Source organism: Microbacterium marmarense (genome assembly GCF_037204165.1).
GTDB lineage: Bacteria > Actinomycetota > Actinomycetes > Actinomycetales > Microbacteriaceae > Microbacterium > Microbacterium marmarense.
Genome location: NZ_JBBDGL010000003.1, coordinates 136,534 through 150,275, shown reverse-complemented (window position 1 = coordinate 150,275; position 13,742 = coordinate 136,534). Strand labels below are relative to the sequence as shown.

At 62.9% G+C, this 13,742-nt stretch carries 8 protein-coding genes and 1 tRNA gene; 3 read left to right on the top strand and 6 right to left on the bottom strand.

Annotation, left to right across the window (positions count from 1 at the left end; genetic code table 11):
* Positions 1-7 precede the first annotated feature (7 nt).
* Entirely contained in the window at positions 8-400 is a 393-nt protein-coding gene (locus WDU96_RS11015) for a YccF domain-containing protein (RefSeq protein WP_337338562.1), read from the top strand.
* On the opposite strand, the gene WDU96_RS11010 is transcribed toward WDU96_RS11015, so the two are convergent.
* From WDU96_RS11010 to WDU96_RS10990, 5 genes are read right to left on the bottom strand one after another with little or no spacing between them, the layout of a single operon-like run.
* Positions 397-1,467, bottom strand: a complete 1,071-nt coding sequence (locus tag WDU96_RS11010) for a peptidase C39 family protein (RefSeq protein ID WP_337338561.1) — start codon at positions 1,465-1,467, stop codon at positions 397-399. The two genes, WDU96_RS11015 and WDU96_RS11010, sit on opposite strands and share 4 nt — an antisense overlap.
* Positions 1,460-3,046 (bottom strand): ABC transporter ATP-binding protein, encoded by a 1,587-nt coding sequence (locus WDU96_RS11005; RefSeq protein WP_337338560.1) that lies wholly within the window; start codon positions 3,044-3,046, stop codon positions 1,460-1,462. Before WDU96_RS11005 ends, WDU96_RS11010 begins: the two co-directional genes overlap by 8 nt.
* Positions 3,043-3,903 (bottom strand): ABC transporter permease, encoded by an 861-nt coding sequence (locus WDU96_RS11000; RefSeq protein WP_337338559.1) that lies wholly within the window; start codon positions 3,901-3,903, stop codon positions 3,043-3,045. Before WDU96_RS11000 ends, WDU96_RS11005 begins: the two co-directional genes overlap by 4 nt.
* Positions 3,900-4,892, bottom strand: coding sequence for an ABC transporter permease (locus tag WDU96_RS10995; RefSeq protein WP_337338558.1), 993 nt, complete (start codon positions 4,890-4,892; stop codon positions 3,900-3,902). The genes WDU96_RS11000 and WDU96_RS10995 overlap by 4 nt, the downstream gene beginning before the upstream one ends.
* A complete protein-coding gene (locus WDU96_RS10990; protein ID WP_337338557.1) occupies positions 4,892-7,570 on the bottom strand; it encodes an ABC transporter substrate-binding protein in 2,679 nt (892 codons plus the stop codon). The genes WDU96_RS10995 and WDU96_RS10990 overlap by 1 nt, the downstream gene beginning before the upstream one ends.
* A gap of 248 nt (positions 7,571-7,818) precedes the next feature.
* On the opposite strand from WDU96_RS10990, the gene WDU96_RS10985 reads away from it, so the two are divergent.
* Positions 7,819-10,371, top strand: coding sequence for a LamG-like jellyroll fold domain-containing protein (locus tag WDU96_RS10985; protein WP_337338556.1), 2,553 nt, complete (start codon positions 7,819-7,821; stop codon positions 10,369-10,371).
* A gap of 108 nt (positions 10,372-10,479) precedes the next feature.
* Here the strand turns inward: WDU96_RS10985 and WDU96_RS10980 are convergent, their stop codons facing one another.
* A complete protein-coding gene (locus WDU96_RS10980) occupies positions 10,480-13,503 on the bottom strand; it encodes an MFS transporter (RefSeq protein WP_337338555.1) in 3,024 nt (1,007 codons plus the stop codon).
* Between the two features lie 137 nt (positions 13,504-13,640).
* Between WDU96_RS10980 and WDU96_RS10975 the strand changes: the two genes are divergently transcribed.
* Positions 13,641-13,716 (top strand) — tRNA-Met (locus WDU96_RS10975).
* Positions 13,717-13,742: the final 26 nt, after the last annotated feature.

Sequence of the window (13,742 nt, the reverse complement as noted above, 5' to 3'; positions counted from 1 at the left end):
TCGACCCGTGCGCACACTCCTCAATGTCATCTGGCTCGTTCTGTCGGGTTTCTGGATGTTCCTCGGCTACATGCTCGCGGGCGTGGTGCTCTGCATTCTGATCCTGACCATTCCGTGGGGCATCGCATCGTTCCGCATCGGCGTGTATGCGCTCTGGCCATTCGGACAGACCGTCGTGTCGAAGCCGACCGCTGGCGTTGGCTCGTTCTTGGGCAATGTGGTGTGGATCATCCTCGCGGGCTGGTGGCTCGCTCTCGGACACATCACCACCGGAATCGCCATGTGCATCACGATCATCGGCATTCCGCTGGGCATCGCGAGCTTCAAGATGGTGCCGGTGTCGCTCGTGCCGCTCGGCAAAGAGATCGTGCCGAGCGATTCGATGCGCGCAGGCTACTAGCCGCCCGCCACGGTAGGTCGCACACCGGTGAAGATCACTCCCCGGTAGTTTTCGTCACTCCAGCGAACGAGTTGCTCGAGTTCGGCGCTGCGCACGGGCATGTCGTGAGTATCGACCCAGGTTTCACCCGCGGCCACGGTCACCCACGGGTCCTGCAGCAGAACGACACCGTCCGCTGCTGCGTGAGCCGTGATCCAGTGCGGCCCTGTTTCGCCATGCATCGGTGCTTCATCGATGAGCAGCAGGGCGAACTCGCCTGTTTCAACCCGGTGGAGGATCTCGTCAATGCTGACGCGGTCGCGGCGAACGGGCACACCCAGCGCCGCAGCCTGACGCCACGACTCTGCCTGCAGCTCAGCGCGGAAGTCGTAGTCGAACCCCGACATGTCTTCCAGCAACACCGGCGCATCGTGGTCGAGCGCGACCTCAACGGGTGCATCACCAAGGTGCTCACGCAGCGCGACTGCCAGCCCGACCGGTTCACAGGAGGGGTAGTTGCTTGCGCGACGCCAGAACTCGATCTCACGCTCGCGGTCGCCGGCGCGGCCCGAGAGCGCTCCCCGCCCGAAAGCATCAGCGGCGATGAGCGCAGCGACCGCGCCGCAGGTGAACAGCGTCGTCTGTGCGTAATAGCCCGGTTCGGTGTGCGGAATATCGTGCAGCCAGAGCACGAGCCCACGCACGTTTTCGGTGCCAACGGCCGCCCACGGCTCTCGCATGGGGGTGAAGGCTGCCGCGAATGGCGCAACCGCGACGCCCTCAGCAACTTCCCATTTGACGGCAACGTCATGTCGTGACCGGGCAGTGTCGACGACGGCGTCGAGCAGCGCTTCTCCGGCGAGGGCATCAACGAACCAAAGATCCACGATCTTGGTCGCCGCTGTCGCGGGCCGCGCGGTGGTCAGCACTGCTGCGAGGGGCACTCCCTCACCATCTCGAACCACACCGAGCTCTGGGCGATAGAGCGAACGATCGATGCGCCAGCGGTCTGCGCGCGGGCCTGAGATGAGGTCGGCGATCTCGTCGAGCATCGGCTTGTCGGCCGGTGCGAGCAGTGCGTCAAACATGTGGTTCGTTTCCATGGTGGGCGGTGTTCTCACGGTGGGCTGCTGCTACCAGCAGTGCGGTGTATTCGTGACGGGGGGCGCTCAACACCTGATCGCACGTGCCCGATTCGACGACTCGACCGTTCCAAAGCACTGTGACGCTATCGGCGAGCATCCGTACAACGGCGAGATCGTGCGAGATGAACAGCACTGCGATGCCAAGCTCTTCTCTAAGACGCATGATCAGCGCGAGAATCTGCGCTTGCACTGATACGTCCAACGCAGAAACTGACTCGTCGCAGATCAGCAGTTGCGGCTGCGGAGCGAGTGCCCGCGCGATTGCAATGCGCTGACGCTGGCCGCCAGACAGCTCAGCGGGCCGTTTGCGTGCGAATTCTGCCGGCAGTCCCACTGTCTCAAGCAGCACGGGCACTTCGTTCGACGATCGCCCCGCGACACCGAGCGCTTCACGCAGGATCGCGCCAATCGACATCATCGGATTGAGCGACGAATACGGGTCTTGGAACACGATCTGCATCTGGCTCGGCGTGCGAGACCCTCGGCCCGGTTCAAGTTCAGTCCCCGCGAAGGTGATGACACCACCATCTTCGCGCTCAAGGCCCGCGATACAGCGCGCGAGGGTTGACTTTCCTGAACCCGACTCCCCCACAACCCCAGCGATTTCGCCGGGCGCGATGTGCAGTGACACGTCGTCGAGCACAGTGCGGTCGCCGAAGTGCTTCGTAATGCCGACGGCGCTGACCGTCAGCGGTGTGCGTTCACCGCGCACAGACCGCTCTGCTGACTCTGCCGGAGCGATGGGGCCGACCGCGAGAACCGGATCCGCTTCGAAAAGCGCCTTCGTGTAGGGATGCTGCGGATCGGCCAGCACCGAAGACGTCGCCCCGCGCTCAACCACTTCGCCGTGACGCATCACCAGTACATCGTCGGTGCGACCGCGCACCAGTCCCAGATCATGCGAGATCAGGATCACGCACAGGTCGCGTTCTCGTTGGATCGTGCGGAGCAGATCAAGGATCTCTGCCTGATTGGATGCATCAAGCGCTGTGGTTGGTTCGTCAGCGATCAACAGCAGGGGGTTGGCAGCGAGCGCTGCTGCAATCGCAACGCGCTGGCGCATCCCTCCCGAGAGCTGATGAGGATAGGCGCGAGCGACCTCAGCCGGCAGCTTCACCTCAGCCAAACGGGCCGCGACTGCGGCCTCCTTCTCACCGCGCGGAAGTTTGCGCGCCTCGGCGGCTTCAATCGTCCAGGCGATCTGCGCGCCGCAGCGGTGCACAGGCGACAGACTCGTGAACGGATCTTGCAGCAGCAACGCGACGGTGCGGCCACGCACCCCGCGCCAGGCTGACGCCGCAGCATCCAAACCGATCTTCGAGCCGCCGATCGTCGCCGTTCCCGAGGCATGGAACCCCCGGGGAAGCAGACCGACCAGCGACTTGGCGGTGAGTGTCTTGCCCGAACCGGATTCACCGATGATGGCCAGTGTTCGCCCTGGTTCGATGACCAAGTCGATCGGCGCCACCATGGGGGTGTCTTGCCTCAACACAGTGAGGCCTTCGATCGTGACGCCGCTCATGCCGGATCTCCGACCTGTGCGAGACGCTGCCCCGCCCAGTCACCCACGAGGTTGACCGCAGATGCAACGAGAATGATCAGGAGTGCGGGCACAAGCACCGCCGCAGGGTTGTCGAACATGATGGCTCGGCTATCTGTGAGTTGGCGGCCCCAGTCAGCAGTGCCCGGAGGCACCCCCACTCCGAGAAACGACAGCGATGAGAAGGCGACCAGCGCGAATGCCACGTTGAGCATGACGTTGGTCAGCACCAGCGTTGACACGTTCGGCAGAATGTGGCGGAACATCACGCGCCATCGAGACAACGACAGCATGCGCGCAGCCTCGATGTAGGGGCGCGCCGTCTGTTCGAGCACGCCGGCACGCACGATGCGAATGTCAGAAGGTGAGAACAACAGAATCAGCAGGATCACCGTGATCCAGTATCCGCCGCCGAGCACACCCGAAACGACAATCGCCGCGAGCAGCACCGGCAGCGCGAGAAGCAGGTCGGTCCATCTGCTCACCGCGAAGTCAAGCCAGCCGCGCTCGTAGCCCGCCAGGGTTCCCAAGATCACACCGAGGATCATTGAGCCGATCGCGACGCACACGGGCCCGGCGAGCGCCGAAGCGGCGCCAGCGACGGTCATCGCGAGAATGTCGCGCCCGAGTTCGTCGGTGCCAAGCGGATAGCCGGCCGTTCCCGCTGGCAAGAGCCCTGACAAGATGTCTTGCTTCATCGCATCGGGGTAAAGCAGGTTGCCAAAGAGCGCGGCAAGCACCGCGAGAACCAGAATGGCGACAGACAGCACGACCATCACCGGCAGTGCCCGACGGCGTCGCGGGTTAGGCGCATGCGTCAGCTGAATCGCGGCGGTCACCTGGGGCCTCCCGCCTGGCGAATGCGAGGGTCGAGCAGCATGTAGGCGAGGTCGGCGAGCAGCGCGATCACCGCGATGATGACCGCGACGAGCAGAGTGAGCGACTGCACAACAGCGATGTCTTTGAACAGCACCGAGCCTTGCAGCAGCGTGCCAAGGCCTGGCAGCGCGTAGGTGGTTTCGGCAAGCACAGTGCCTCCGACAAGAAAGGTCAGCACGAGAGAGGCACCCGTGACGATGGGGATGGCCGCGTTTCGCAGCGCGATGCGCTGCACACTCGCTGGCGAAAGCCCGCGGGCACGAGCAGAAGTGACATAGTCGGTCTCAAGCTCGCGGATCATCGCCGTGCGTGTGAGCTTGAGCACGATTGCGCCGAGCCCGAGGGCGAGAGTCACAGCTGGTAGCACCAGATGCCACAGCGTGTCGAAGCCGCCAGAGCCAGCGCCGTACACCGGGAAAATCGGCAAGTAGTAGGCGAAGACATAGAGCAGCAGCAACCCGACAGCGAAGGTGGGGGCACTCAGACCGACGATCGCCAGCCCGTTCGCGGAGCGGTCGGCGAGACCGCCGGCTCGCACAGCGCTCTTCACACCGAGCGGCACTGCCACCGCGATAGCGATAGCGAAAGCCAGCAGACAGAGGGTGAGCGTCAGCGGAACACGCTGGGCAATTGCGTCGGCCACCGGCACCTGCAGGCGAATCGACTCACCAAGGTCGCCCGTGACGAACCCGCCCAACCAATGCAGATACTGCGCATAGAGCGGATCGTCAAGCCGGTACTGCTCGCGGATCGCCGCAACCGCCTCGGGAGAGGTCGGTCGATTGCCGAGCAGGTTCTTCACGATGTCGCCCGGCGCCAGATACATCAGCGAGAAGATCAACATCGACAGCACAAGAAGCACAGCGATGGTGCCGAGCACGCGCACCAGCAGCATCCGGCCCATAGACCGGTTGCGTGATGCGCGTGCTCGAGCGGGGGAGATCGTCATCAGCCGGCGCGGTACAACTGGGTCGGCCACGACGAGATAAACGCGAACGAGCTGTAGTCGTTCATGCCGAGGTCATTCGCGAATGCAGTGGCGGATTGCCCCCACCACAGCGGGATGTTGATGGCATCTTCGGCCTGCAGCGACTCTGCTTGCACGAGCAGGTCGATGCGCGCCGCGGGATCAGACTCGGCACCGGCCTGCGCGAGCAGATCGACGATCTCGGCGTTGTCGTAGGCCGCAGGGTTGTCTGTGCCGATCAGGTAGCTCGGAACTTCTGCCGGGTCTCCCAGGGTCGAGAAGTACCACATGAAGTTCACGCCGTAGTCGCTCGACACATCGAGGCTCGCGAGCCATTCTTCGATGGGAACTTCGCGAACGTTGACGGTGATGCCTACCTCCGCAAGGTTCTGAGCGAGCGCCTGGGCCGCAGTACCGAGCTGCGGACCCGTGTTGGGGCTGAGCAGGTCAACTTCGAAGCCTTCGGGAACCGTGGAATCGGCGAGCGCAGCCTTGGCCGCTTCGAGGTCGAAATCCCACTGCGGAATCTCGCTCAGCACATCGCGTGCTTCGTCGGCGTCATAGACCTTGCCCAGCGACTCGGGCGTCATGATCGCGGTTGCGGCTTCGCCATGACCGCGCAACAGTTTGTCTACGTACGCCTCGCGGTCGACCGCGTGCGCGAAGGCCTCGCGCACCTTCGGGTCGTCGAACGGGGCGACAGCCGTGTTGAAGTACAAGCCGACGTATGACAGGTCGTTGACGTAGTCAACGCGCATGGTGTCGAGGCCTTCCCACTGCTGCGATTGCGCGAGCGGAACGTTGAACGCGACGTCAACATCGCCGGCTTGTGCGGCGAGAAGTCGCGTTGATTCGTCAGGAACGAAGTTGATCACGATCTCTTTCACCGTGGGCAGCTCGCCCCACCACGTGTCGACGCGCTCGAACGTGACGTGCGAGTCGGGTGCGAACTCGGTCACCTCGTAGGGGCCGCTGCCGAGCAGCAGAGCGTCAGGGGTGCCGACGTTGCCGTCATTGGCCTCCCAGAAGGCTTTCGATGTGATGAACGCTGCCCCACCGGTGCTCATGTTGCCTGCGAAAGCGGCGTCGGGGGCGGTGAGCGTGACGGTCACTTCGGAATCGCCGGTCTGTTCTACCGTGTCGACATTGCTGAGGTAGTACGACAGTCCAGGCGAGCTCGTCTCGTCGCGTGCTTGCTCGAGGCTGAAGACCACGTCTTCGGCGGTTACGGGTGTGCCGTCTTGGAACACCGCGTCATCGCGCAGTTCATACACGTATGTCACATCGTCTGTCTGTTCCCACGATTCGGCCAATCCGGGTTGAATGGCTCCTTGGGCGTCGATTGAGACGAGCCCTTCCTGGGCGATCGAGGCGATGTAGTAGTTGAGGATGCCGGACTCTTGGCCGACGTAGAGGTTTGACAGCGACCCGGGCATAGCCACGGTGATGCTGTCGATGTCGGCGCCAGTGTCGACACCGGTTGTAGCGGTGGATTCTGTTGGGGAGCTAGCGCAGGCTGCGAGCAGGAGTGCGCTCGCAGTTGCGACGGCGCCCGCTTTCGCGAGGCGACTCGCGGATGGGAACGGCATGATGATGTTCTCCTCAGAGGTGGGGGCGATGGGTGGAGCAGGAAACGCCGCGTGAAACCTCGCGCGGTGGTTGGCGTTGCGTCGACGGAAGCTGATGGCCGAATCGAACTCAACAACGGGGTTGCGTGTGGCAAGAAGACGAAGTGCCGCAGCGACAGCAGGGATCGCTGCAGCCTCGACCAGGGTGACCGCAGAGGTGCGGCAAACGAATGACGGGGCGAGGCGGTGTACGACAAGCCCGGGCGGCAGGGCGAGCGACGCCAGGGTCGTTTCGGTCACGAATGCCGTCGCCAGGCCGTTTGCCACGAGCGCGGCGGCAGCGGCTGGTTGCGTCACTATCGAGTCGGCGTCGAGTTCTGCGCGTTCAATCATGGCCGCGATGATGTCGCTCGAGGTACCGCTCCCCCGCACCCACGGCTGCTCGACGAGGGCGACAGGGTCAATGCGCCCGTCGCTGTCGGGCGTCAGTTGGGAATCGATCGCCGCGGGAACCAGCGCGACGAGCTCTTCAGCGAACAGAAAGTGCGAGCGCATACCGCGATGCCGGGGAGCCGCGCGACGAATGCCACTCGCCCGAAATGATGTCGTCAGCGCGATGTCGGCACGTCCGGTGCGTACGAGCTCGAGCGCACTGGTGTCGCTGTCGACTTCGAGCACCGACGGCTCGACACCCGCGACCGCGTCAACGAGCTGGCGCATCGTCGGCGCGACGATTGCCGACACTGAGTCCGCCGATGCGGCAAAGCGCACCATTCCCGCACGGTGACCAAGCGCTCGGGCAAGCTCCGTCGCTGCCGCCGTGAGACTCGCATCGATACGGGGGGCGTGCTGAGCGAGGAGAGTCCCGACCGGGGTCAGGCGAGCGGAGCGGGCGCTTCGTGCCACCAGGCTGGTGCCGAGTTTTGCTTCGAGACGTTGCACGTGCTGCGTGATTGTCGGCTGCGAATAGCCCAATGCACGTGCCGCGGCACTGATCGAACCATGTTGGTCGATGGCCGCAAGGATGCGCAAGGAGTGCACGTCGAGCACTCGGGTGAGAGCGTCGATCTCTTCGTAAACTGAACCATCCATAGGCTCATGCTATGCAAGTTCATGTTTCGATGGTGTAACGGTATTTAACGAACATTCACCCCCGGTTCACAATGCCCGGGCCAAAAGGGCGTTCCGCCGCGTGACGAGGTGTGCACGTGCGGGCGAAAAGAGACATCACCTCCGCGCAAGCTGTCCGCAACCTGCCGTACACGCGTCTCAGCGACAGTCTCCGAGTCAGCCTCAGGAGCTCGACGCCTCCCCTTCCACAGCTAACCAAGGAGTAATTGGTGCGCCCTCGACACACCCGACCAGGCCGCCGCGCAATCGCAGCGGCGGCCGCTCTCAGCCTCGCAGGCGGTCTTGTGACCGCCGCAAGCATTCCTGCACACGCCGAAGAAACCGAAGATCTCGCGTCGCGCTTCACTCTCGCCGTGCTACCCGACACGCAGTTCTACTCGCGATACACCGCGGACCAGTTCATGCCGCGATATGGCAACAACCCATTCGCGGTGCAGACAGAGTGGCTCGCCGAAAACAGCGACGCCCTCAACATTCCCTTCGTGACTCATCTGGGCGATGTTGTCGATCGCGCGACGGTTGCCGACGAGTGGCACGTTGCAGATAACGCAATGCAAACCCTCGAAGACGCCAACCTGCCGTACTCGATATTGGCTGGCAACCACGACGTGTTGAATAGCAACGATCAACTAGACGACACCGACTACAACCTCGAAAACGAACCCTTTCTTCAGTGGTTCAGTCCCGAGCGCGCCGCAGAGCAGTCGACGTTTGGGGGCAGCGACCCCACTGGCATGAGTCAGTACCACGTGTTCGAAGCAGAGGGGCAACAGTTCATGGTGCTCGCGCTGTCTTGGCGTGTGTCAGAAGATACCCAGGCGTGGGCAGAGAGCGTCATTCAAGCGAACCCGACGGTTCCGGTTATCCTCACCACGCACTCGCTTCTCAGCGTCGAGTCCGACCAGGTCACCCCGCTTGAAACGGCATACGGGCTCGAACTGTGGGAGAACCTGATCCGCGAGAACGACCAGATCTTTCTGACAATGAACGGTCACTTTCACGGCGCGACCCGACTCGAGAAGTCGAACGACTACGGTCACACGGTTACCGAGATACTCATCGACTATCAGATGGCCTATGACGGCGGCAACGGATATCTGGGCCTATACGAGTTCGATCTCACGAACAACAAGATAAACGTGCAGACTGCCTCACCTTGGGTAGTTTCCAAGGCGCCTGAGCTTCTCACCAGCTACGACCAGCCGTTCCTCGAAGGTGCGCAACAGCAATTTACGATTGAGATCGACTTCGCGGAACGCTTCGCCGGTTTCAACCCAACCTTTACCGCGGGGACCGCGGACGAGGCCTCGCTATCCGCAGCAGCACGAACGCTCTTGTTGACGGGATTCGACGCGCCCGACGCGATTACGACGGAGCTTCCGGGCGACGCACGAGACTTTGTCGAGGTTGAGGGAACGCTGGCGCATTGGCGTTTCAACGACAACGAAGGTGTCGTTGACGCCAACATGGTCATCGAAGATGTCGCGGGAGACAACGACCTCCATCGGGCAGATCCGACGGCAACTGGTGCGACCGGTGCAACGTGGGAAGACGCTTTCATCGAAACGGAGTCCGTGCCCGCCTTCTCTGCTGATGGTGCCGCCGTGTGCTTCGCGAACGCAGACCGGAACGAGAATCGTTTCAGCTACCTGACGACCGAGGCTGGTGCCCCAATCACCAATGCTGACCTCTCTAACGGGTACACCATTGAAACGTTCGTCAAGATGGACCCAGACTGGACGGCAGAAGCAAACCAATGGTCGAAGTTCATCACTCGCACAGGCAACCGCTCAACGATCGAAGGCGTGCCGTGGTCGCGGTGGGATTACACCTCGTCACCAACCGCGCTTGGTATCTCGAACTTGCGCGAGTTCCAGTTCACCAGCATCCCGGCCGACACCCCTAAGGGCGACAAAACCAACTGGTCGGGCGAGATCCTTACCGGTTCATGGGCACACGTGGCGCTCGTGAATGACCCAGCGACGATGTCCACGACGATGTACGTCGACGGCGCACCTGTGCTGCGCAACGCCACCGGCACCGCGGGCATGGCATTCAACTCAGACATGCCGTGGATTCTCGGTGCGGACTGGGTCGATGATGCGGCCACCGGTGGCTGGAACGGATGTATCGGCGAGACTCGCATCATCGATCGCCCGACGACTCCTGAGGAATGGCTGACACAGCGCGCTGACCTTAGCGACCTGACCGTCGGCACTGCTCCAGAAGGCATGCTTCAGGCGGACGTTGACTCAGTGCTCTTTGCGGGAACGGGTTTCCCGGGAGCCGACGTGACAGTCGCCGAATTGGTGGTGAGTTCGGGAATGTCAGTACGGTCAGCGGGCGATCTCAGCGGTGCTTCGACCGTGGTTGAGGCCGATGGCAGCTGGCAGATTGAAGTGACTTCCGGTCTGACCGCTGGCGAACACTCTGTCACGCTCACCCAGTCGTTGGGAAGCCGAGCGGCGCTTCCGACGATCGTGAACTTCGCGATCGCAGAACCAGCGACTGAGCCTGTCGATCCGGAGGCTCCGGTCGACCCGAGCGAACCGGTCACACCGACCGATCCTTCGGATCCTGCCGATGCTGGCGAGTCGCCAGATGACGCAGCCCAGGCCGACCCAGCCGCCGACAGCTCAGACGACCTCGCTGTCACGGGTACAGACGCCACAGTCTTCTGGACCATCGCCGCAATGGCAATGTCAGTGATCATTGCCGGTGCTGTTCTGTTGACTGTGATGCGCCGCCGAGCGCAGGTGTAGGCAGCCAAGTGGTGTGTCCCGACGCGATGGCATCGGGGCACACCACTTTCCTACGCCGCTGGAGGTCCGAAAACGTCACTTCGAGCTTGCTTCGGCTCGACCCGCGCGCTATCTACTAGGCGTCTGGCGCCCTTCACCGCGATGAATCGACAGCAGCAACCCGACGGCGAACAATCCCGCGCCGATTCCGGCGACCCACCATGCGGAGTCGAGAGGGATCTCAAGGAACGTTGTGATGCCGAGAATGCGAGACAGCGCCCAGGGCAGCAGCCCAAGTTCGTCGTTCCAGACGGTCAATGCCGTCTCGACGCCGACGAAGGCAACCACCGACGCGGGAATCATCAGTCCGGCACCCATGGCGGCTACGACTGCGCCGGTGGCACGACGTGCTCCGATCTGAGCGACCAGCGCCCAGCCGCCAGCGATGAATACCCAGCCGAACAGCGCGAACGCGATGCAGATGTACACGGTGCGCAACGTGGGATCGGTCCAGAATGTGAACCAGTAGCCACCGGGCCCGCTGAATGACAGCGCGAACAGCGTGAGCGCGCAGCGGAACACGATCGCGCCGCCGACGGCCGCCATCACCGGCCACGGTGAACGCCTGCCGACGAGAATCCGCACCACCAGCGCAAAAACCAGCCACGCGCCGAGCACGATCGCGGGGTGCGTCCACGACAGGAACGAGGTCTGCACCAGACGCGTGGCCACGAGCAGTGCGGCCGGAACCCCGATCATCAGCCAGCGGTCAAGCGGCAACATGCCGAGGGTCGACTCACGCGCTCGCCAGGGCCTGGTCGACGCCAGCCACGAGGCACGAGCCGCCGCCGCTCCGGGGCGCCGAACAAGCCGCGTGCGAGCGGCAAGAATGCCGATGAATACCCAAAGCAACGCGAGCAGAAGCAGGATGCGCGCAGTCCACGCCATAGCCGGGTCACGCTCGCCGCGCTCGACACCGAGTTGCGCGGGCGTCACGTTGTAAGACGGGTAGTCGATGTTTCCCTCGTACAGGGCGAGGTGCTGATCGGCGAGCGCGGTGAACTGAGCGCGATCGCTGACCCAGGCGTCGTACGACTCTTGAGAGAGAGTATCGTGCCACTCGGCCTGATGCAGGAACATAGCGCGATATGCCGCGAGCATCTGGAGCGTGTTGCTCTCATAGTCGAGGGTGTCGACAAGGTCAGAGTGCATGGCAGGGTCATGCCAAGAAGCAGGATCCGTGGCGGCCACGATCTCGCGCATCTGCTCGACAGCGAGAACTGCTTGCTCGCCGAGCACGATCGCTCCATCGATTCCGACTTCGCTGTCGCGCACGATGGAGTACATGACGTCGAGCACCGCGGTGTCACCGGTGAGGATGTCCCACTCGAAGATCCACATCATGGGTGGGGGCTCGAGGCCGATGGCGAAGCCTCGCTGGTCGGCGAACGGCTCAATGTAGAGCCCCTGCTCGATGGCATCTCGCGAATGTGTCATCGCTTCGCTGATCGCTGTGATGGTCGCGGGATCATGGCTGAAGTACTCATACGCCCAGTCCGCGGTGACCTCAGCGACGTCAGTGCCAGGGTCGCGAGCGATCGCCGCGCCCAGCAGCGTATTGAGCTCATACAGTTCCCAGAAGCCCGCCTTGCCGTAGAGCGTCATCGGGCCCGCGCGCAGCGGACCGCCACCCTGCGCCCAGACCCACACGCCCTCGATCTTCGGGTTGGCTTCGAGCAGCTGTTGCATCGCCCATTGAAACTGCGGCCCGAGGTCGTTTGGGAATGCGCCGTAGTTTTCGAACTCGCGACGGCTCTGAAACTCGACGATGCGGCGTTGCTCGCCCTGCTCAAGCGTGTTGTTGAGCGGCAGCCAGCTGTAGAAGTCGCCGAGCACGTACTTGGTCGACACGATCAGCGCCGGCGAATCGAGGCCACCGAGTAGCTTCTCGTACGAGTCGACATCGGTGTGCATATCGCCGACTTCGCCGATGCCGACGGACCAGGTGCGAAAGATCACTTCTTTACCGCGCGTCTCTGCGTGGTCGGTGAAGGCGGTGAGCATCGTGCGCGCTTCGTCGACGTTCGTCACGCCGAGCTCGGAATAGTAGTCCCAGCCCTCGGCGTCATAGATCGCGCCCGCCTCACCGATGCGAATGAGCACGCCTTCGAGGGCGGGCACCGCTTGGTACATCTCGTCGAGTGCAGCGGTGTACACATCCCACATGGCTGGGTTCTCGGCGTCGGTGCCGCCGTAGTGCTCATCGAAGTAGTCGGCCAGCTCGGGTGTCAACGAAAGCATGTCGGTCGAGAGGAATAGCTTCACGCCGAGCTCTTCGGCACGTTCCCAGAACGGGGTGAAAGCCTCACGCAGCGCGAGAGCACGCTCGACGTGTGAATCGTCATCGTCATATACCGGGCCATACGGAGCAGTCTGCATAGTGACGTACTCGATGAAACGCCCCCACGTCATGCCGTTGTAGCCAAGAGCCACGACGTGTCTCAGGTGTGCATCCCACTCGGCGAAATACTCGTCGAGCAGGTCTTGGTCGACATATGGCGCTTCGGGAATAAGCGCGTCTTGATATGAGCCGCCCACGTGGGAATAGTTGGTGCCAGATTCCCACTCTTCCGGGCTGGCCTCAATGCCCACTGAGCCGGAATCGACCATGCGCAACGGAAGCCGCCACGTCATCTCTTCGCCGAGGGTGGCGGTGATCGACTTGCCGGTTCGCACCGCCGCCGCCATGTCATAAAGACCGCGCGCGGCTCCCGCGGGGCTCGCTGCATCGATGGTCAGCTCCGTGTCCGACCCGGTCAGCGTGTAAGAGTCGTCATCGAGGTCACCATTGTCGACAACATCGAAGGCGACGGATGCTGATCCCTCGGTTTCGACGGCTGCCGTAGCATCCATCAAATAGGCAGTAGCAGCGGCAACGCGCGACGAATCCGGCGCATTGACGAGGGTCAACTTCGGCGGGTCGACAGGCTCAGCTGCGGTCGCCACAACCGGAGCGGCAGGTTGCATCTGCGCGGACGGCTCGGTGCGAATCCCCAGTTCATCAGCGACAACGCTGCTCACTCCAAGACCTAGAACGAGAAGAACGACGACTGCGACCGCGGCGAAGATCCCGCGTCTTGTCGCCGTTGCCATGGATGAAGCATAACGGTCTGTGTCAGGCCGACTTGCGCACCCATTCGCGGCGCGAGACGACGTCACAGATCGTCGCATTCCGAAATCCCACGTCATTCATCCCCACGGCGGCGCGTTCCGTCGTAGCGTGGACCTATCGCGGCGATCCGGGTGGTCCCGGGCTCCGGTTCATACCCGGAAGCGGTGCGGGTTCGACTCCCGCCGTCGCGTCCACTTCTGACGGCCCGCGGTCCCATTGT